Here is a 19434-nt window from a genome sequence, read left to right on the forward strand (position 1 = left end):
GAGCACATTGGCCGCGCCGGTCGGCGGCGGGGATTTTGCCGTGGTTCGGGGTGTTTGCGGCGGGGGCCGTGCGCGTGACCCGCTCGATCAGCGGGTCAGCGGTTGCCACCGTTCCACGTAAACCGTCCGCGGCGGCTCGAAGTCCACCACCAGGACCTGCGTGCCCGAAGTGAACGTCTCCTCCGGATCCGCCGGGTACGCGTAGAACGCCTCCGTGCCGCCGCGGACGTTCAGCAGCACCTCGCCGATGAGGCCGGGGCCGATCGTGCCCGTCACGCGGCCCCGGCTGCCGATCATCCCCCGAAGCCCTTCAGCTTGACCTTCGAGCCCTTCGCCACGAACGAGCCCGGCTGCGGGTCCTGCTGGAACACGAAGTCGAACCCGCCGCCGCCGTTGCCGCGGCCGCGGCCGCCGCCGTCGCGGTCGGCCTTCAGGCCCGCCTGCTCCAGGATCTTCTGGGCGTCCTCGAACGAGCGGAACCGGACGTCCGGCACCTGGACCGCGTTGTTGACGAACACGCCGATCCGCTTGGCCTTCGGCTGCGAATTCGCCGGCGGGTCGGTCCGGGTGACCGCGCCGCCCGGGACGTCCTGCTTGAACTCCTCGCCCGCCTGGAACGGCTCGAACCCGGCCTGCTGCAGCAGGCCGAACGCCTCGTCCTTGCTCCGGCCCGTGACGTCCGGGACCGGCGGCAGCGGGATCGGGCCCTTCGACACGATGATCGTCACCTGGCCGCCGATGGTCAGCTGGCTGCCCGCGGCCGGCGTCGTGCGGATGACCGCGCCCTGCGGGACCTCCGGGTCGAAGTCGTCGGTGCCGCGGACCGGCGTCAGCTGCGCCGCCTTGATCGCCTGCTCGGCGTCGGCGAGCGCGGTGCCCGGCCGGACGTCCGGCACCTGCGGGCGGCCCTTCGACAGCACCACCGACACCGTCGCGTTCGGCGACAGCGTCGTGCCCTCGGGCGGGTCGGCGCGCAGCACCGTGTTCGACGGCGCCGTGTTGTCGTACTCCTGGCTGAAGGTCGGGGTCAGCTTCACCGCCCGCAGCGCGTCGCCCGCCGCGGCCTGGTTCAGCCCGACCAGCTTCGGCACGCGGGCGGTCTTGTCGCCGCCGGTGTCGGTGAGGATGAACGCGAACGCGCCGATCAGCCCGCCGAGCAGCAGCACCGCGGCCGCGATCACCAGGACCCGCTTGCGGTTGTCCTGCGGCGGCTTCTCCGGCTCCGGCCGGCTCCGGCGCCGCGGCGGCGGCGTCACGGGCGGTACCTGCGTGGTCGCCGGCCCGGCGACGTGGCTCAGCGCCCGCGTCGCGTTCGGGCGGTGCACCGGCATCGTCTTCGCGGTGTCGGGCACCTGCGGGATCCGCGGCAGTGTGCGCTCGGTGTCGGCGAGGTCGCCCTGGCCGTGGGACACCGGGATCGGCACGGTCACCGGCAGCAGCCCCAGCTGGGCGCGCACCGCGGTCAGCTGGCTGAGGAACTCCCCGGCGTCGGCCGGCCGCAGCTGCGGGTCCCGCCGGGTCGCCCGGACGACCAGGTCGTCGAGGGCGGGCGGCAGGTCAGGGCGCAGCAGGCTCGGCGGCGGCACGTCGTCGTTCACGTGCCGGTAGGCGACCGAAATGGCGGTGTCCCCGGTGTAGGGCACCTGGCCGGTCAGCATTTCGTACAGCAGGATCCCGGCGGAGTAGACGTCGCCGCGCGCGGACGCCGCGCCGGTTTCGACCTGCTCGGGGGAGAGGTAGGCGACCGTGCCGAGGATGACGCTCGCGGAGGTCGTGCCCGCGCTCGCCACGGCCCGCACCAGGCCGAAGTCCGCGACCTTCACCGCCCCGCCGGTGTGCTGCCCGACCCGGCCGATCAGCACGTTCTCCGGCTTCACGTCCCGGTGCACCAGCCCGGACCGGTGCGCCGCGGCCAGCGCCGACAGCACCGGCTCGGCGACGCTCAGCGCCAGCGCGACGTCCAGCGGGCCGTCGTCCAGCAGGTCGCGCAGCGTCCCGCCGTCGACCAGCTCCATCACCAGGAACGCCAGCCCCGACTCCGCACCCGGTGGCAGGTCGAACCCCTGGTCGTGCACCGCCACGACGTGCGGGTGGTGCAGCTGCGCCGCGGACTGCGCCTCGCGCACGAACCGGTCGACGAACGACCGGTCGTCGGCGAACCGCGGATCCATGATCTTGATCGCGACCGGACGGTCCAGCCGGGTGTCCGTCCCCCGATAGACGGAAGACATTCCGCCGTGGGCGAGCAGCCGGTCCACCCGGTAGCGCCGCTCCAGGAGCGTGCCGACCAGGCTGGGTTGGGTGCGTGTCACGAGTATGGATCGTACGGAATCGGCCACGCCTCGTGGAGGAGACCTCGCGGGTCACCCGTGCGCACTAGCGGGTGAGGGGACGAAATGTGGCACAGTGTCACCTGTGAGTGGGATTCCTGTCGCCGAAGACATCCTCGACACCGCCATCGCGGTCCTTCCGCTGGCGGAGGTGGCGACCGTTCTCGGGACTTCGGCCAACAAGGTGCGGCAGATGCTGCGCGACGGGCAGCTGATCGCGCTGAAGCGCGGTGGTGACCTGTGCGTGCCCAGCGATTTCTTCGTCAGAGACGGCGTGGTCAAGGGCCTGGCCGGCACGATCACCGTGCTCGCCGACTCCGGGTTCTCGCGGACCGAGATGCTGCGGTGGCTGTTCACCGCGGACGACACGCTGCCCGGGAGCACGCCCATCAACGCCCTGCGGACCAGCCACGGCACCGAGGTCAAGCGGCGCGCCCAGGCCATGGCGTTCTGACCTGCGGAAAGCTGTCGACGCCGCGACCAGCTGAACGGCCGCGGCGGCGATCAGGCACGCCGGGAGCGACCACGCGGCCAGCGGGCCGGCCAGCGCCGCGCCCGCGGCCAGCCCGGTGATCTTCACGCTCGCCGCCGTCGTGAACACCTGCGCGCGGACGTGCTCCGGCGCCTCGCGGTGCCGGATCGCGAACAAGGCCGTGAGCTGCGGACCTTCGGCGAACCCGGCCAGCACGGCCGCGAAGACGACGCCATGCCCGGTCGCGGCCACCAGGCAGCTTGCCGCGAGGAGGAGGGTGCTCAGCCACACCGTCCGGTCGGGCGCCCACGGCAGCGGCCACCTCGCGAGGACGGCGTTGGCCAGCAGCGAGGCCACCGCCAGGACGGCCAGCAGCAGCGCGCCGTCCGCCGGGCCGCGCAGGTGCGCCGCGCCCAGCAGCGGGTAACACACGGTGACCATCCCGATGCCCGCGCACGAGATCGTCGAGGCGACGGTCGCCCGCCGCAGCGGCACGTTGCGGACCAGGACACCGAAACCGTCCCGGAGGCGGCTCTTCCGCGGTGACCGCTTCGGCAGGAACCACGCCACCGGGATCGCCGCGGCGACCAGGCCGACGGCGACCACGAGCCCGGCCGGCCCGCCGAGGAGCCCGGCGAGCCCGGGCCCGGTGAGGGCGGCGGCGGTGAAGGTCATGGCGTCGAACCGGCTGGCGGCCGTCAGCGCGGGCCCGGCGACCGCGGGCAGCTGCGCGGTCCACCCGCCGGCGATGGCGGGGTTGAGCAGGCCGGTCACCACCGCCACCGCGACGACAGCGGTCAGTGGCAGGTGCCCGAAGGTGACGCTGACCAGCGCGATCCCGCCCGCGTAGCCGCCGAGCGCGACCGCGAGCAGCCGTCCCGGACGCGCACTGCGGTCCAGCAGCGCGCCGAACACCGGCCCGCCCGCGGCGGCGGCCGCGGTCAGCCCGGCGAGCAACGCCGCACCGGCGTGCGGGCCGGCGGTCATCCCGAGCAGCAGCAGCGCGGGACCGGACAGCTCGTCGCCGGTCCGGGCGAGCGTGGCGCCGACCAGGTAACGTCTTATCACCAGCAAGACGTTACAGTGGGGCATGGCTTTTCCGCACCGGGATTCCGTGCAGCGCGCGGTGGACCTGCTGGGTGTCCTGCTGGCCCCGTCCCCGGAGCCGGCCGTGGTGGCGCAGGTCCTGCGTGCTCACGGCGAACCGGACGTCTCGCTCTCTTCGAGCGACGTGTCGGAACTGCGTGCGGCAGCGCTTGAGCTGCGCGAAGTCTTCGCAGCGCGTGACGCCGCTTCGGCGGCTTCAGTGCTCAACGGGCTGTTCGCTGCGTACGCCGGCCCGCCGCGCCTGACGGACCACGAGGACGGCTACGGCTGGCACCTGCACATCGACAGCGCCGACGACGGGCCGTGGGGCGCCTGGCTGGTGACGTCCTCGGCGCTGGGCCTGGCGTCGCTCCTGGCGGAGCGCCAGGGGCCGCCGGGAGGGCTGTGCGCGTCACCGGCGTGCGGGAAGCCCTTCGCCCACACAGGCGGCGGAAGTCCGCGGCGGTACTGCTCGCCCCGGTGCGCGACGCGCGAACGCGTCGCCGCGCACCGGGCGCGCGGGTGAAGCTCAGCCCTGGGTCTTGTCGCGCCAGGCGATCCAGGACTTCAGCGCGTCGAGGTCGTAGTCCGGGCCGCCCACGCCGACCGTGAACGTCGTGACGCCCAGCCCGAGCAGCTTCGGACCCAGCTCGTCCGGCTCGCCCTGGACACCGCACGAGCGCTCGATCTCGGCCGGGTCGCGGCCGACGTCCGCGCAGTGCTGGTCGAGGATCTGGACCTTGCGCTCGACGACCTCCGGGTCGCCGAAGCCGTGCCAGATGTCGGCGTGCTTGGCGACGAGCTTGAGCGTCTTCTTCTCGCCGCCGCCACCGATCAGCACCGGGATCTTGCGGGTCGGCGCCGGGTTCAGCTTGCCGAGCCTGCTCTCGATCCGGGGGAGGGACTCGGCGAGGTCGTCGAGGCGGCCGCCTGCGGTGCCGAACTCGTAGCCGTACTCGTCGTAGTCCTTTTCGAACCAGCCGGAGCCGATGCCGAGGATGAGCCGGCCGCCGGAGATGTGGTCGACCGTCCGCGCCATGTCGGCGAGCAGCTCGGGGTTGCGGTAGCTGTTGCAGGTGACGAGCGCACCGATCTCCACCCGGGACGTCGACTCCGCCCACGCGCCGAGCATGGTCCAGCACTCGAAGTGCTTGCCGTCGGGATCGCCGTAGAGCGGGTAGAAGTGGTCCCAGTTGAAGACGATGTCGGCCCCGAGGTCCTCGGCGGCCGACGCGGTGCGCCGGATGGAGTCGTAGTCGGCGTGCTGCGGCTGGAGCTGCAGGCCGATCCGGATGCGTCGTTCGGTCATGATCGCAGCCTACGACCGCCTCCGAGCGTCTCGCGCGTCCAGACGGTGGCCAAGGGTGGTAGTGCGACCACCAGCCTGCGCCACTTCGGGACCACTGCTCGCCGCGTCAGGATGTCGTAGTCCGAAGCCACGATCTCGTCCAGGATTCCCTCGTACAACGTCAACGCCGTCCGCACGCACGGGCGCGATTCGGGACGCAGCAACGCCACACCCGCTTCGGCCCGCCGGTACACCGCCCGCGTCCGCGCGACGAAGTACGCCAGGGCCGCCCGGATCCGTGGGTCGGGCCGCCGGGCCTCGAGCAGTTCGCGGGTGACGCCGAAGGCGGCCAGTTCCGAGGTCGGCAGGTACAGCCGCCCGCGGTCGAGGTCCTCGCCGACGTCGCGCAGGAAGTTCGTCAGCTGGAGCGCCTCCCCGAGCGCGACGGCTCCCGGCGAAGCGTCGGCCGGCGGGCCGACCGTGCCGAACACCGGCAGCATCTGCAGCCCGATCACCGCGGCCGAGCCGTACATGTATTCGCCCAGTTCGGCGAACGTCCGGTATTCGACCGGTGCGAGGTCCATCCGCATGGACTTCAGGAACGCGTCGAAGAGCTCCCGCGAGAGGCCGTACCGCCGCACGGTGTCGGCCAGGGCCACCAGCACCGGTTCGCCCGGGTCGCCGCCGGAGAAGACGACGTCCACCATGGCGCCGACCCGGTCCAGGGCAGCCGCCGGGTCGCTGCCCGGCGCCGGGTTGTCGACCAGCTCGTCGGCCATCCGCGCGAAGCCGTACAACGTGTGCGCCGCCGGCCGCGCCCGGGCCGGGAGCAGGCGCGTCGCCAGGAAGAACGTGCGGCCGTAGTGGGCGTTGATTCGGCGGCACTCGGTGTACGCGGCCCGCAGCGACGGCCCGTGGATGCCGGCGGCGTCGAGTTCGTTCACCGGCCGGTGATCCGTTCCGCCGCCAGCCGTCCGGAGATCAGCACCGGCGGGATGCCGACGCCCGGTGTCGTGCCGCAGCCGGCCAGCACGACGTTGCCCGCCGCGCGGACCAGGTTCGCCGGGCGGAACGGGCCCGTCTGGGTGAACGTGTGCGCCAGCGAGAACGGCGTCCCGGCCGTCAGCCCGCGCGCCGCCCAGTCCGCCGGGGTGATCGTCTCGTCGACGGTGAACTCCTCGCCGAACCCGGTCAGACCACGCGCTTCGAGCGTGCGGAGCAGCTCTTCGCGGTACGGCCCGCGGACGCGGTCCCAGTCGATCGGGCCGCGGCGCAGGTTCGGCGCGGGCGCGAGCACCGAGACGATCTCGCCGCCGCGGCCGGCCAGCCCCGGGTCGGTCGCCGTCGGGCGGGTGACCAGCAGCGACGGGTCGCTCATCAGCTTGCCCTCGCGGATGATCTCGGTGAACGTCCGCTCCCAGGCCGCGCCGAAGAAGATCGTGTGGTGCCCGAGGTCCCACTTTTCCGTGGTCCGCCCGTGCAGGACCACGGCGGACGGCGAGTAGCGCAGCGGCACCGGCCGCCGAGGCCGCGCGCCGAGGAGCCGGTAGGCCGTCCCCAGCTCGGTGGCCAGCACGACGGCGTCGCAGGCGATCCGCTCGCCCGAGCGCGTCCGGACCGCGCGCACCCGCGAATGCACCCGTTCGAGCCACGCGGCTTCGGTCCCGAACCGCACGTCCGCGCCCGCCCGCGCGGCCGCGCCGGTCATCGCCCGGCCGATCTCGCCCATCCCGCCTTCGGGGTAGTAGACGCCGCCGACGGTGTCCATGTACGCGATCACGCCGTACGCGCCGATCGCGCGCGCCGGGTCGAGCCCGGCGTACAGCGACTGGAAGGTGAACAGCCGCCGGACCCGCTCGTCGAGCAGGTAGCGGCCGACGCGCGGGCCGAGCCTGCCGAAACCGCCCAGCGCGCCGAGACGGGCCAGCTCGGGACGGGCCAGGTCGAACGGCGAATCGAAGTTGGCCCCGATGAACCGGTCCTTCTGGGCCGCGTACAGCTCGGTCAGCCAGCGACGCAGCGCCCGGTAACCCACCGCTTCGCGGGCGCCGGCGAAGGCGCGGATCTCGGCCTCCATCGCGTCGCCGTCGGTGTGCAGCGCCAGCGTGCTGCCGTCGGCGAACCGCGCCCGGTACGCCGGGTCGAGCCGGGTCAGGCGCAGGTTCTTGGCCAGCGGCTCGCCGACCGCGGCGAACGCCTCTTCGAGCAGCTCCGGCATGGTGAGCACGCTCGCGCCGGTGTCGACCGCGTTGCCGTCGAAGCTCTGCTGCCCGGCCCGCCCGCCGGGGACGTCCGCCTGCTCCAGCAGCGTGACCCGCCGTCCGGCGCCGAGCAGGTGCAGCGTCGCCGAAAGCCCCGCCAGCCCCGCGCCGATGACGACGACGTGGTCGGCCGGCCCGTCGATCCGCCGCACGTCAGTACGTCCGCTGGGTGGCCTTGACGACCAGCCCGGTCAGCGCGGCAGGCGCCGGCTCGGCCAGGTGCGCGCGGTCGAGTGCGGCCATCGCCGCCGTCGTCAGCTCGTCGATCCGGCGCTCGACCGCGTCGACCGCGCCGACCTGCTGCAACGCCATCCGGACGGTCTCGACGCCCTCGTCGGTCAGGTCCGTGTCGCCGATCGCGTCCGCGATGACCGTGGCCGCGGCCCGCTCGCCCTTCTCGGCCGCGAGCTGCAGGCCGAGCGCGGCGAGCAGGGTGCGCTTGCCCTCGCGCAGGTCGTCGCCGGCGGGCTTGCCGGTGACCGACGGGTCGCCGAACACGCCCAGCAGGTCGTCGCGCAGCTGGAAGGCGACCCCGACCTCGCCGCCGAACTCCAGCAGCGTGGCGATCAGTTCCGGGGACGCGCCGCCGAGCGCGGCACCCAAGTGCAGCGGGCGCTGGACGGTGTAGGCGGCGGTCTTGAGCCGGTCGATCTTGAGCGCGGCCTCGACGGAGGCGTCCCCGGTGGCCTGCGTGCGGACGTCGAGGTACTGCCCGGCGAGCACTTCCGTGCGCATCGCGCGCCAGGCCGGGCGGGCCGCGGCGAGCGTCCCGGCCGGCAGGGGAGCGTCGGCGAACATGTCGTCCGCCCAGGCCAGCGCCAGGTCGCCGACCAGCACCGCGGTGGCCAGGCCGAACGACGCCGGCGAGCCGAGCCAGCCGCGGTCGGCGTGCAGCTTCGCGCTCGCGATGTGCACGGTCGGGTTGCCGCGGCGGGAGTCGGAGGAGTCGATGAGGTCGTCGTGGATCAGCGCGCACGCCTGGATCAGCTCCAGGCTGGACACCGCCTGCAGCACCCCCTCGGCGTCCGGACCCGCCGGGTCGCCGCCCGCGCCGCGCCAGCCCCACCAGGCGAACGTCGGGCGCAAGCGTTTGCCGCCACCGAGCACGAACCCGCGCAGCGCGTCGATCCCGGCGGCGACGGTGGGCTCGGTCCCCAGGATTTCGGCGCTCGCCCGCTCGAGGAACCCGGCCAGCGCGCGCTCGACGTGGGCGGGCAGGTCACTGTCGGCGACGGGCGCGTTCATCCCGCCATCCTCGCGGAACCCGCGCGGGTCCGGCCCGCCGGGTCACCCCGATGTGGCGAATCAGACTCCCGCGGTGGCCGCCCAGAACGGACCGGTGAGGCCGGCTTCGGCGAAGTAGGCGACGGCGTCGTGCGGTTCGCGCCGCCGGTAGCCGCGCTCCAGCCGGCCCGCGTACCAGCCGCGCGCGAGCCGCCACAGGGTGACCAGGTCGAGCACGGACCCCTTGGCCTGCCCGGTTTCCGCCAGCCAGGCGTCCACACAGGACTCGCAGCAGAACAGGCGCTGGTTCGCACACGTGTGCAGCACGTCGTCCCACATCCGCGCGGCGGGGACCAGGAAGTGCGCCACCTGGCTGCCTTCGGGCGGCGTGGACCGGTTCACCACCAGCGCGTGCGGCTGCCCGCAGCCGGGGCAGCGGGTCGCCACCAGCACCTCCGGCTCGGTGTCGACCAGGTGCGGGATGGCGAACGAGTCCCACGCGCAGCCGCCCCACCACAGCGTGTGCGAACCCATCACGGAGAAGCCGAGCGACTTCGCGGCGAAGGGGTGGGCCAGGACGACGTGCTCCCACTCGTCGAGCACCAGGTGGTGGGCGTCGGCCAGCCGGTGCAGGGCCTGCTTGGCGACGGCCAGCGACCCGCCGGCGGCGTCGGCCAGCTCGGGCGCGGACGGCGCGCGGCCGCGGTCGGCGAAGGCGCGGTAGACGGCGAGGCGCACGTCCTCGTCCCAGCTGGCGTCGTCGTACCTCATCGCTCACTCCTGTATCGAGTCTAAAGCCGTGGCCCTTAACATTCGAGGTATGACGTCGGTGATCGAGCGGTTGCGCGGAGACGGGCCGAAGTTCTCCATCGAGTTCTTCCCACCCCGGGACACGGCGGACGAGGCCGTCCTCTGGAAGGCGATCCGGGAGCTCGAGCCGTACGACCCGGCGTACATGTCGATCACCTACGGGGCCGGCGGCTCCAGCCGCGACGGTACGGTCCGCAGCATCGCCCGCGTCGCGACCGAGACGACGCTGGTGCCGATGGCGCACCTGACCGCGGTCAACCACTCCGTCGCCGAGCTGCGGAACGTGATCGGCTGGTACGCCTCGGTCGGCGTCCGCAACATCCTCGCGCTGCGCGGCGACCCGCCGGGCGACGTCTACGGCGAGTGGATCCCGCACCCGGAGGGCCTCACCTACGCCGAAGAGCTGGTGCAGCTGGTCCGTGAGCTGGGCGACTTCTGCGTCGGCGTCTCCGCCTACACCTACGGCCACCCGCGCTCGGCCGACCTGGAGTCGGACACGAAGTACCTGGTCCGCAAGCTGCGCGCGGGCGCGGACTTCGCGATCGCGCAGCTGTTCCACGACCCCGAGGACTTCCTGCGGCTGCGCGACCGGGTCGCCGCGACCGGCTGCGACGTCCCGGTGCTGCCGGGCGTCATGCCGCTGACCACCATGCGGACCCTGCAGACGACGATCAAGCTGTCCGGCGCACCGGCACCCCGGAAGGTCCTGGACCGCCTCGAACCGCTGGCCGACGACCCCAAGGCGTTCCGCGCGGCGGGCATCGACGTCACCACCGAGCTGTGCGAGAAGCTGATCGCCGAGGGCGTGCCGAACCTGCACTTCTACACGTTCAACCGCTCGAAGGCGACGCGCGAGGTGATCGCCCGGCTGGGGCTCGTCCCGGCCCGTGCCTGAGTACGTACCACCGGGTGCAAGTGGCCCGGTAGCGTGCGGCGCATGGCTTCTACTGCTTCCGAAGGCGTGCACGAAATCTGTGACCGCTACGTCGACGACTACGTGGCCGCGGACCCGGTCGCGGCGACCGTCCACGGCGTCGCCGGCCACGACCACCGGCTGACCGACTACTCGGCGGCGGGCTTCGCCGAGCGCGCCGGGCTGGCCGCGCGGGCGCACGCCGCCGTCACCGCCGCCGAGCCGCGCGACGCCGCCGAGCGCGCCGCGAAGGCCGTGTTCACCGAGCGCGTCGGCCTGGAGCTGGAGATCCACGAGGCCGGCCTGGACGTGGCGAGCCTCAACGTCATCTCCAGCCCGGTGCACGAACTGCGGATGGCGTTCGACCTGATGCCCCTGGACACCGAGCAGGACTGGGCGACCCTCTCGGCCCGGATCGCCGAGGTCCCGCAGGCGCTGGCGAACGTCCGCAGCGGCCTGCTCTCGGCGGCCGACGCGGGGCACGTCTCGGCGCTGCGGCAGGTCGCGAAGGTCGCGGAGCAGTGCGAGACGTGGGCGGGCATGAAGGACGAGACGGGCTTCTTCACCCAGCTCGTCGCGCCTTCGCCGGGTTCGGCGCTGGCGGCCGACCTCGGGCACCGCGCGCGGGCCGCGGAGGAGGCGTTCGCGGAGTTCGCCGGCTTCCTGCGGGCCGAACTGGCGCCGAAGGCCCCGGTCAAGGACGCCGTCGGCGAGGACGTCTACCGCCTGTGGTCGCGGTACTTCGTCGGCGCGGCACTGGACCTGCGGGAGGCCTACGAGTGGGGCTGGGCGGAGTTCGCCAGGATCGAGGCCGAGATGCGCGCGGTGGCCGGCCGGATCAAGCCGGGCGCGTCGCCGGCCGAGGCGGCGGCGGCGCTGGACGCGGACCCGCGCTACCGCGTGCGGGGGCGCGCGCAGTTCGAGGCGTGGATGCAGCGCCTGTCCGACGACGCCCTGGAATTCCTGCGCGGCAAGCACTTCGAGATTTCCGACCGGGTGATGGCCCTGGAATGCAAGATCGCCCCGCCGGGTGGCGGCGTGGGCGCGTACTACACGGGCCCGAGCGAGGATTTCACCCGTCCGGGGCGCATGTGGTGGTCCCTGCCGTCGGGCCGGGACGAGTTCAGCACCTGGCGCGAGACGAGCACGGTGTACCACGAGGGAGCGCCGGGCCACCACCTCCAGATCGCGACGGCGGTGGACCAGTCGGCCGGCCTGAACAAGTACCAGCGGCTGGTGGCGTTCACCTCCGGGCACGCGGAGGGCTGGGCCCTGTACGCGGAGCGCCTGATGGAGGAGCTGGGCTACCTGTCCGACGACGGCGACCTGCTGGGGATGCTGTCGGAGCAGCTGTTCCGCGCGGCCCGCGTGGTGGTGGACCTGGGCATGCACCTGGAGCTGCCGATCCCGGCCGGAACGGGCTTCCACGAGGGTGCCCGCTGGACGCCGGAGCTGGGCCTGGAGTTCATGCTGACCCGCACGATCACCGACCAGGCCCACGTCCGCGACGAGATCGACCGCTACCTGGGCTGGCCGGGCCAGGCCCCGGCGTACAAGATCGGCGAGCGCCTCTGGCTGGCGGCTCGCGCGGAGGCCCAGGCCCGCGCCGGAGCGGCGTTCGACATCAAGAGGTTCCACACGGAGGCACTGAAGCTCGGCGGGATGGGGCTGGACACGCTGCGGGAGCAGCTGGCCACCCTCGACTGACGGAGAGGTGGGCGGGGTCACCGGAAATCCGGTGGCCCCGCTTCGCGTCTCCCGGCTAGGTTCCGTTCGTGCGCCGGAACCTCTTCGTCACCCCACCGCCCCGCGGCTGAGCGGGGTGGTCCCTCGCCGCGTGGTCCTCGGGACCCGCGGCTGATTCGTGGTGCGCCCTCACCCCGCGCTCGTCGAACTCCCTTTCCTTCGACGCAGACGCAGGAGCGTTCATGTCCCTCGCCCTACCCACGCGCGCCCGCTCGTCGGCCGCGCTGGTCCTCGCCGGTGTCCTCTGGGGCACCGGTGGCCTCGCCGGCTCGCTGCTCGCCCGGCGGGCCGGCCTCCACCCGATCGCCGTCGCCGACTACCGGCTGCTCGTCGGCGGTGCCGTCGCGGTCGTCCTCCTGAAACGCCGCGGCCTCCCGCGCACTCCCGAAGCGGCGAAACGCGTCCTCGCCGTCGGCGGGTTGTTCGCGCTCTTCCAGGCGAGCTACTTCGCCGCCGTCGCGCTCAGTTCGGTCAGCGTCGCGACCATGACCACCATCGGCGCCGCGCCGGTCATGGTCACCCTCGCGTCGGTGCGGAAACTCCGGCGCTGGACGCTGGTCTCCGTGACGGGCACCCTCGCCGGCCTGGTGCTGCTCCAGTGGTCGCCGGGCGAGGCGTTCTCGTTCGGCGGCCTCGGCTTCGCCCTCCTCGCGGCGGCCGGTTTCGCGACCCTGACCCTGGTCACCGCGAAGCCGGTCGAAGGCCTGGATCCGCTGTCGACGACGGCGTTCGGCTGCCTCACCGGCGGCTTGCTGCTGCTCCCGGTGGCGGGCTGGTCCGGCATGGCGATCCCGCTGCACGCGGACGTCCTGGCGATCGTCTGCTACCTCGGCGCGATCCCGACCGCACTCGCGTACGCCGCGTACCTGCGCGGCTTGGCCGACGCGCACCCCGTGCTCGGCTCGCTGTCGGCGGTGCTCGAGCCGCTGACGGCCGCGGTGCTGTCCGCCGCGCTGCTCGGTGAACGGCTGGGCGTGACGGCGTGGTGCGGCGCGGCCGTGCTGGTCGCGGCGCTGGTCGTCGGCTACTGGCGGCCCGAGCCGCGCTGAGGGCTCCCTGCCCCTCGGCTCAGCGCGGGTCGAGGGGCAGGGCCCGGCCCAGGATCGCGAACGGCCGCGGGTCGCCGGCGAAGTGGTAGTCACGCAGGACGTCGACGAAGCCGGTGCGGCGGTAGAGCTTCCAAGCCCGGCTCGTGCCCTCCGGCGTCGACAGCAGCACGTTCGCGCTCGGGACGCCTTCCAGCAGGCTGCGCAGCAGGTCCTCGCCGATCTGGTGGCCCTGGTTCTCCGGCCGGACGTGGATCTCGGTCAGCTCGAAGTAGTCCGCCAGCCAGCGGTCGGCCTCGGCGGCGCCGGACCGGCGGCTCAGGCCGTGGCGCACCTGCTCGTGCCACCACTGCCCGGCCCGGCCGCGGTAGCCGTAGGCCACGCCGAGCAGGACGTCGTCGGCGTCGAGCGCGGCCATGCAGCGCCAGCCCTCGCGCAGCGCGTGGGTGAGCCACATCGGCGCACGCTGCTCGGCGGTGCCCGCCGGATACCGCATCGCCCGGACGTAGATGTCGAGCGCTTCGGGCAGGCGGGCGCGGAACTCCTCCGCGGAGAGCTGGACGTACCGGGAGCAGCCGGCGGGCATCGCGGTCACGGCTGTCCATCCTCCTCCGCGCCGCCGAGCGCGCCCGGGGTGCCCCCGGTCAAGGCCACCAGGTCGGCGAACGTCGTCGGGTAGACGGCCTTCGGGTGCCCGGCGGCGGCCCAGACGACGGCGTGCTCGCGCAGAGCGGTGTCGACCAGCGTCGGCAGCGGCGACGGGTGCCCGGTGGGCGCGACGCCGCCGATCGGCTGGCCGGTGTGCGCCCGCACGAAATCGGCGTCGGCCTTGCCGATTCCGCCCCCGGCCAGTCGCTCGAGGGTGGCCGGATCGGCGCGGTGGGCGCCCGAGGTGAGGGCGAGGAGCGCTTTTTTGTCGGACCCCAGGCGGAAGATGAGGCTGTTGGCGATGGCCCCGACGGGCACGCCGAGTGCTTCGGCCGCCTGAGCGGCGGTCCGGACCTCGGCGGGCAGGACACGGATGCCCTCGGCGGCGCCGCGCTGCCCGGCCTCGGCCAGCGCGGCCGCCACCTTGGCGACGGCGGGGTGCTCCAGCGAACTCATGAACCTATGAGATCACGCCACCGACCTGGTGTCCCGCACCACGCCCGCCCGGGGTTGAGCGGGCACCGGGTCCGGGGTTACTCTGGAAATCGTTCGAACAGGCGTTCGACATTCGGTGAGTGCGCACCGGTCAGGTGCCCGGCTCACCCGCGCAGGAGGGAGGGTCGCCATGTCCGTCAAGGTCGTGTCCCCCACGGATCCCGGGCAGCCGGAGCTGCCCATGTCGCTGCGCCCGCAACCGGCCCCGGCCGGTGACCGGCGCGGGCGGTCCAGGCAGTGCTTGACCCCGGGGGCAGAGCCCCGGCAGCGCCCGTCGGCGGCGGATTCGCGGCAGCCTCAGCTGCCGATCTCCTTGTGCACGTCGGCTTCGGCTTCGGGGGAGCTACCGACGGCGATTCCCGAGCAGGCGCGTTCGGCGCGGGCTGCGGATCCCGGGCAGTTGGAGCTGCCGGACTCGGGGGAGTCCCGGCAGCCGGTGGCGTCGCCTGCTGCCCGGCCGATGGGCGCCCGCCGCTCTGAGCCGGTGGCTTCGGCGCAGCCCGGTTCGGTGGGTGCCGACGGTGCCGGTCGGCGTGAGTCGGTCGCTCCGTCTTCGCCGCAGGTGCGTGCCGGAGGAGAAGCTGTTCGTCCTGCGGTCGCGGGTTCCGGGCAGCTCGAGCTGTCGGGCGCGGGGGAGCCCCGGCAGCCGGTCGCGCCGTCTGCTGCCCGGCAGGTGGGCGCCAACCGGCCTGAGCCGGCGGCTTCGCCGCAGGCTGAGCCGGTCGCTCCGGTGGAATCGCCGCAGGTCGGGCAGCCTGTCGAGCCGTCGTCCGTGGCTGCCGATGCGGCCGGCCGGCCGGCTCCGGAGGCTCCTGTCGTCGCCGGACCGCCCGAACTCCCCCCGTCGCTCCGCCCGCCCGGCGCCGACTCCGACCAGTCCCAGCTCCCGATGGCGCTGCGCCCGCCCGCGTCTCCGGCCGCCGCCGGGTTGCTGGCGCAGGCTCGGCGGGGGCTGGCCGAGGCCACCCAGGAACCCCGGCCCGCCGAACGCTTCATCGGTGCCTACCTCGCCGCCCTGCGGGGGGCCGCTGCCGTTCTCGCCGCTCGGGGGCGGCCGCACCGGGGGCGGGCGCGGCCCGCCAGCACCTGGGACCTGCTCGACTCCGTCGCCCCGGAGCTGCGGGAGTGGTCCGCCTTCTTCGCCAGCAACTCCGCCACGCGCGCCGCCGCGCAGGCCGGGATCACCGGGAAAGTCACCGCCGAGTCCGCTGCCGGGCTGGTCGGGGCGGCCACGCCGTTCCTCGAACTCGTCCGCCGGCTCGTGCACGGCCTGCCGATCACCGGGGAAGCCCATGTCGCGTGAGCACGGCCCGGTCGACCAGGGGCGGCTGCTCACGGCGTTGGGAATCGAAGGCAGGCTGCTGGCCGAAGCCGTCCGCGCGGCGCCGACCGAAGCGCCGGTGCCGGCCTGTCCCGGCTGGTCGCTCGGCGAGGTCGCCCGGCACGTCGGCAGCCTCTACCGGATGGTCCGGCGCCGGCTGACCGACGGCCGGAGCCCGGACGACTGGCCGCGCGACCCGGAACCCGGCCAGAGCCTGCAGGAGTTCCTGGAAGCCGGCCTGTCCGAACTGCTCGACGAGCTCGCCGCGCACGACCCGGCGGACCGCGCCGACACCTGGTGGCCGGCGGACCGGACCTACGGCTTCTGGCGACGGCGGATGCTGCACGAAACGGTCGTCCACCGGGTGGACGTCGAGCAGGCGGCGGGCGCCGAGCCGCGCGGCGTGCCCGAGGACGTCGCGATCGACGGCATCGACGAGGTGCTCACCCTGTGGTTCGGTCAGAAGCTGCCGATGCTCGGCCTGACCGGCACGAAGGCGGGCTCGGTCGGCGTCCGGGCCGGCGCGCACAGCTGGATCGCGCGGGCCGGTCCGGCCACCACGGAAGCCTGGCGCTGCTCGGCCGAGGAGGCCGAAGCCGCGGACGACGTCGTCACGGCCGCCAAGCCCGAGCTCATCTACCTGTGGCTCTGGGGCCGCGCGTCCCTGACCGCGGTGACCGTGCGCGGCGTGCACGACCAGGCAGCCCAGCTCTGGGCGCTGCTGCGGCTCGCGACCCGATGACCCGGCCGGTGGGGAAGCCGAACCGGAACTGTCGGGGGTGGCGGTTAGCCTGCGGCGCATGAGCACGCGCCTGGTGAACCTGGTGATCGACGCGGCGCGCCCGGAAGTCCTGGCGGACTTCTGGGCCGCGCTGCTCGGCTGGCACGTCGCGGTCGAGGAGGCCGACGAGATCGACGTCCGCGCGCCGGAGAGCGACGGCTGGGACCTGGACCTCGTCTTCGTGCCGGTCCCCGAACCCAAGGAGGTCAAGAACCGCGTCCACCTGGACCTGGCGAGCAGGACACCGGAGCACCAGGCCGAGCTGGTGGCGCGTGCCCTGGAGCTGGGTGCGCGCCGGGCCGACCTCGGGCAGGGTGACGTGCCGTGGGTGGTGCTCGCGGACCCGGAAGGCAACGAGTTCTGCGTCCTCGAGCCCCGCGAGCGGTACGGCGACACCGGTGCGGTGGCGTCGATCGTGGTCGACGCGCACGACCCGGAGCTCCTCGCGGGCTTCTGGACGCGGATCACCGGCCGGCCGATCGAGTTCCGCGAGGGCGAGGTCCTGGTGGGGCTGCGCGCGCCGTCCGGCCGCGGGCCGTGGCTGGAGTTCCTGCGCAACGACGACGTCAAGCAGGTCAAGAACCGCGTGCACCTCGACGTCGCGCCCCCGGCGGAAGCCGACCACGCCGCGGTCGTGCAGGAGGTCATCGCGGGTGGTGCGGCGCCGGCGGACCTGGGCGGTCCGAAGCTGCCGTGGCGGGTGCTGACCGATCCGGAAGGCAACGAGTTCTGCGTGCTGACCCCGCGCTGACCGGCTCACCCGCGCGGACACCGCATCCGGCGCCCGCACGGAGTGTTTCGGCGGCGTTGCCGCAGCGCGTCGAACGCTGACCTGCGCGAAACACCGGCGTCCTGGGGAGGCAACAACCCCGGGGGACCGTGGGGGCATGGAGACCTCCGAAGCGTTGCCCCAGCCGGGCCGGACGGCCGCCGTCGAGGAGCCGGCGGCGCCGTCGGCGTGGCGGGTGCGGATCCGGATGCACGACCACCCGGGCACCCTCGCCCGCATCGCCATCCGGCTCGCCGACCTCGAGTGCAACATCCTCGGCCTGTCCGTGCTGCCGGTGCCCGGCGGCGTGCTCGACGAGATCGTGCTGCGCCCGGCGACCGGCCTGCCCCGGCGGCACCTGGTCGACGCCATCCGCGCCGAGGGCTGCGAGTGCACGGCGATCATCGACGCCGACGTCCACGAGCTCGTCGACCCGTCGGCGTCGACGCTGCTCGCGGCGCGTCGCGCGATCGACGACCCGGCCCGCCTGGCCGACGTGCTCAAGGAGGTGCTGGCCGCGGACGTCGTCACGCTCGTCCCGGCCGCCGAAGCGAACCCGGCGCGCACCGAGAGCGGGCACCGGGCGGTGTTCACGCTGGCCGGCGACAGCGCGCTGGTGGCGCGCCGCCAGTGGGCGCCGTTCGTGCAGCTGGAGCTGACCCGTGCCGAATCGCTGGTGACGCTGCTCGCCGCGGCGTCCCGCAACGTGGCAGGCCCGGTGGTCCTCGACCGCCCGGACGGCGCCGCGATCGTCCTGCGCAAGGGCGTCCCCGGCGACGCCGACGCGGTGGCCGAACTGCACCGCCGCTGCTCGATGGCGACGCTGTTCCGCCGCTACCACACGGGAGTGCGGACGGTCCCGCGCCGCCGCCTCCACCGGCTGCTGGTGCCGCCGCGCGGCACGAGCGTGCTCGCCGTCTTCGGCCGCGAGGTGATCGGCCTGGCCCAGCTCATCCCGATGCTCACGGGCGGCGCGGAGATCTCCCTCCTGGTGGAGGACGACTGGCAGCGCCAGGGCATCGGAACGGCCCTGCTGGCGCGGCTCGCGGTGCTGGCGGAGGCCCAGGGCATCACGGAGCTGACGGCGGACTGCCTGGCCGGCGACGACATCCTGCCCCGGACGGCCGCCAGAGCCGGCCTGCGCACGGAACGCAGCATCGACGACGGCGCCCGGCTCAGGATGTTCCTGCCGGCCTGAGCGTCAGCGCTTCCAGAACCAGTCCTTGTCGCGCGCCTCGCGCAGGGCGGTCTTCTTGCGCTCGGCGGTGAGCCGGTCGAGGTAGAGGATGCCGTCGAGGTGATCGGTTTCGTGCTGCAGGCATTGCGCGAGCACGTCTTCGCCTTCGACCTCGATCGGCTCGTTGTGGACGTCGACGCCGCGGACTTTCGCGTGCTTCGCCCGCTTGGTGGGGAACCACAGTTCCGGCACCGACAGGCAGCCTTCGTTGATCTCGTGCGTTTCCTCGGACAGCTCGACGATCTCGGGGTTGACGACATACCCGGTCAGCCCGGCAACGTCATAGCTGAAAACGCGAAGCCCGACGCCGATCTGCGGCGCGGCCAGCCCGGCGCGCCCGGCGGGCTTGACGGAGTCGACCAGGTCCCGCACGAGCGCTTCGAGCTTCTCGTCGAACACGGTGACCGGATCGCAGGCGGACTTGAGGATCGGGTCGCCGAAATAGCGCAGTTCGCGCATCGCCATGAGCAGAACATCCTTCGTGCGTGTCGGACTGGCAGCTTAGGGCAGCCGGGAAGGCCCTCGTGCGGTAATCACCGACCCGGCCCAGCCGGATCCGGACGAACCGGCGCCGCGTGAATCGTTGCTGTCGAGGTGAGGTTCTCCGGCACCGGGATTGCGAGTGGTCCCGTGGTGCGGGTGTGGCGGCGCGGCCGGCGGCCGACCGGGCTGCGGCGGCGCCGGTGAGCTGCGCGGCGCTGCGGAGATGGTCCTCCGGCACCGCGATTGCGGGGTAGGCCTGCGGTTCGCGGCGTGGCGGACCGGCCGCGGCCGCCGGCCGAGCTGGGGCCGGCCGAGCCGGGGTCAGCCGAGCCGGGGTCAGCCGAGCCGGGGTCAGCCGAGCTGGGGCCAGCCGAGCTGGGGCCAGCCGAGCCGGGCCAGCCGAGCCGGGCCAGCCGAGCTGGGGCCGGGCGAACCGGTGCTGCGGCGGATCGGTGCTGTCGAGGTGAGCCTCCGGCGCCGGGGTTGTGGGCGGCCCATGATCGGTGGTGTGGCGTAGCGGCCGC

20 protein-coding genes are annotated in these 19434 nt (G+C 73.7%); 10 read left to right on the forward strand and 10 right to left on the reverse strand.

Annotation, left to right across the window (positions count from 1 at the left end):
* Positions 1–87: 87 nt before the first annotated feature.
* Together HUT10_RS39450 and pknB are read right to left on the reverse strand one after the other, a co-directional pair.
* Positions 88–297: a hypothetical protein gene (locus HUT10_RS39450; protein WP_176175841.1), complete on the reverse strand. Its 210-nt coding sequence runs from the start codon at positions 295–297 to the stop codon at positions 88–90.
* Positions 294–2312 carry a Stk1 family PASTA domain-containing Ser/Thr kinase gene (gene pknB / locus HUT10_RS39455; RefSeq protein WP_176175842.1) on the reverse strand — a complete coding sequence of 673 codons (2019 nt, stop codon included), beginning with the start codon at positions 2310–2312 and terminating at the stop codon, positions 294–296. Before pknB ends, HUT10_RS39450 begins: the two co-directional genes overlap by 4 nt.
* A gap of 103 nt (positions 2313–2415) precedes the next feature.
* On the opposite strand from pknB, the gene HUT10_RS39460 reads away from it, so the two are divergent.
* The 3 genes from HUT10_RS39460 to HUT10_RS39470 all read left to right on the forward strand — a co-directional run bounded on the left by HUT10_RS39460 (position 2416) and on the right by HUT10_RS39470 (position 4414).
* Positions 2416–2784 (forward strand): helix-turn-helix domain-containing protein, encoded by a 369-nt coding sequence (locus HUT10_RS39460; RefSeq protein ID WP_176178259.1) that lies wholly within the window; start codon positions 2416–2418, stop codon positions 2782–2784.
* 451 nt (positions 2785–3235) lie between these two features.
* Positions 3236–3652, forward strand: a complete 417-nt coding sequence (locus HUT10_RS51405) for a hypothetical protein (RefSeq protein ID WP_254897226.1) — start codon at positions 3236–3238, stop codon at positions 3650–3652.
* Between the two features lie 240 nt (positions 3653–3892).
* The gene (locus HUT10_RS39470) at positions 3893–4414 is read left to right on the forward strand and encodes a CGNR zinc finger domain-containing protein (protein ID WP_176175843.1); all 522 of its coding nucleotides are present in this window, start codon (positions 3893–3895) and stop codon (positions 4412–4414) included.
* A gap of 3 nt (positions 4415–4417) precedes the next feature.
* Here HUT10_RS39470 and HUT10_RS39475 read toward each other — a convergent pair whose 3' ends face one another.
* From HUT10_RS39475 to merB, 5 genes are read right to left on the reverse strand one after another with little or no spacing between them, the layout of a single operon-like run.
* Positions 4418–5197, reverse strand: coding sequence for an LLM class F420-dependent oxidoreductase (locus tag HUT10_RS39475; RefSeq protein ID WP_176175844.1), 780 nt, complete (start codon positions 5195–5197; stop codon positions 4418–4420).
* Positions 5194–6120, reverse strand: a complete 927-nt coding sequence (locus HUT10_RS39480) for a phytoene/squalene synthase family protein (protein ID WP_176175845.1) — start codon at positions 6118–6120, stop codon at positions 5194–5196. Before HUT10_RS39480 ends, HUT10_RS39475 begins: the two co-directional genes overlap by 4 nt.
* Positions 6117–7589 (reverse strand): phytoene desaturase family protein, encoded by a 1473-nt coding sequence (gene crtI / locus HUT10_RS39485; RefSeq protein WP_176175846.1) that lies wholly within the window; start codon positions 7587–7589, stop codon positions 6117–6119. The genes HUT10_RS39480 and crtI overlap by 4 nt, the downstream gene beginning before the upstream one ends.
* A 1-nt stretch (position 7590) precedes the next feature.
* Positions 7591–8682 (reverse strand): polyprenyl synthetase family protein, encoded by a 1092-nt coding sequence (locus tag HUT10_RS39490; protein ID WP_176175847.1) that lies wholly within the window; start codon positions 8680–8682, stop codon positions 7591–7593.
* A 60-nt stretch (positions 8683–8742) separates the two neighbouring features.
* On the reverse strand, positions 8743–9432 hold the full coding sequence (gene merB / locus HUT10_RS39495) for an organomercurial lyase (protein ID WP_176175848.1): 690 nt from the start codon (positions 9430–9432) through the stop codon (positions 8743–8745).
* Positions 9433–9481: 49 nt separating this feature from the next.
* On the opposite strand from merB, the gene HUT10_RS39500 reads away from it, so the two are divergent.
* The 3 genes from HUT10_RS39500 to HUT10_RS39510 all read left to right on the forward strand — a co-directional run bounded on the left by HUT10_RS39500 (position 9482) and on the right by HUT10_RS39510 (position 13179).
* The gene (locus tag HUT10_RS39500; protein WP_176175849.1) at positions 9482–10366 is read left to right on the forward strand and encodes a methylenetetrahydrofolate reductase; all 885 of its coding nucleotides are present in this window, start codon (positions 9482–9484) and stop codon (positions 10364–10366) included.
* Positions 10367–10408: 42 nt separating this feature from the next.
* Positions 10409–12091, forward strand: a complete 1683-nt coding sequence (locus HUT10_RS39505) for a DUF885 domain-containing protein (RefSeq protein ID WP_176175850.1) — start codon at positions 10409–10411, stop codon at positions 12089–12091.
* Between the two features lie 221 nt (positions 12092–12312).
* Complete coding sequence (locus HUT10_RS39510; protein WP_176175851.1) at positions 12313–13179, forward strand: DMT family transporter; 867 nt, start codon at positions 12313–12315, stop codon at positions 13177–13179.
* A gap of 19 nt (positions 13180–13198) precedes the next feature.
* Here the strand turns inward: HUT10_RS39510 and HUT10_RS39515 are convergent, their stop codons facing one another.
* Both HUT10_RS39515 and HUT10_RS39520 read right to left on the reverse strand, forming a co-directional pair.
* Positions 13199–13771, reverse strand: a complete 573-nt coding sequence (locus tag HUT10_RS39515; RefSeq protein WP_176175852.1) for a GNAT family N-acetyltransferase — start codon at positions 13769–13771, stop codon at positions 13199–13201.
* A complete protein-coding gene (locus tag HUT10_RS39520; protein WP_176175853.1) occupies positions 13768–14280 on the reverse strand; it encodes a YbaK/EbsC family protein in 513 nt (170 codons plus the stop codon). The genes HUT10_RS39515 and HUT10_RS39520 overlap by 4 nt, the downstream gene beginning before the upstream one ends.
* Before the next feature lie 928 nt (positions 14281–15208).
* Here HUT10_RS39520 and HUT10_RS39525 point away from each other — a divergent pair.
* The 4 genes from HUT10_RS39525 (at position 15209) to HUT10_RS39540 (ending at position 18388) form a co-directional block, all read left to right on the forward strand.
* The gene (locus tag HUT10_RS39525) at positions 15209–15622 is read left to right on the forward strand and encodes an SAV_6107 family HEPN domain-containing protein (RefSeq protein WP_176175854.1); all 414 of its coding nucleotides are present in this window, start codon (positions 15209–15211) and stop codon (positions 15620–15622) included.
* The gene (locus HUT10_RS39530; RefSeq protein ID WP_176175855.1) at positions 15612–16382 is read left to right on the forward strand and encodes a maleylpyruvate isomerase family mycothiol-dependent enzyme; all 771 of its coding nucleotides are present in this window, start codon (positions 15612–15614) and stop codon (positions 16380–16382) included. Before HUT10_RS39525 ends, HUT10_RS39530 begins: the two co-directional genes overlap by 11 nt.
* Positions 16383–16440: 58 nt before the next feature.
* Entirely contained in the window at positions 16441–17172 is a 732-nt protein-coding gene (locus HUT10_RS39535) for a VOC family protein (RefSeq protein ID WP_176175856.1), read from the forward strand.
* Positions 17173–17326: 154 nt separating this feature from the next.
* Positions 17327–18388, forward strand: coding sequence for a GNAT family N-acetyltransferase (locus HUT10_RS39540; protein ID WP_176178260.1), 1062 nt, complete (start codon positions 17327–17329; stop codon positions 18386–18388).
* A 3-nt stretch (positions 18389–18391) separates the two neighbouring features.
* Here the strand turns inward: HUT10_RS39540 and def are convergent, their stop codons facing one another.
* On the reverse strand, positions 18392–18892 hold the full coding sequence (def, locus tag HUT10_RS39545) for a peptide deformylase (protein ID WP_176175857.1): 501 nt from the start codon (positions 18890–18892) through the stop codon (positions 18392–18394).
* Between the last annotated feature and the right edge of the window lie 542 nt (positions 18893–19434).

Source organism: Amycolatopsis sp. Hca4, from assembly GCF_013364075.1.
GTDB lineage: Bacteria > Actinomycetota > Actinomycetes > Mycobacteriales > Pseudonocardiaceae > Amycolatopsis.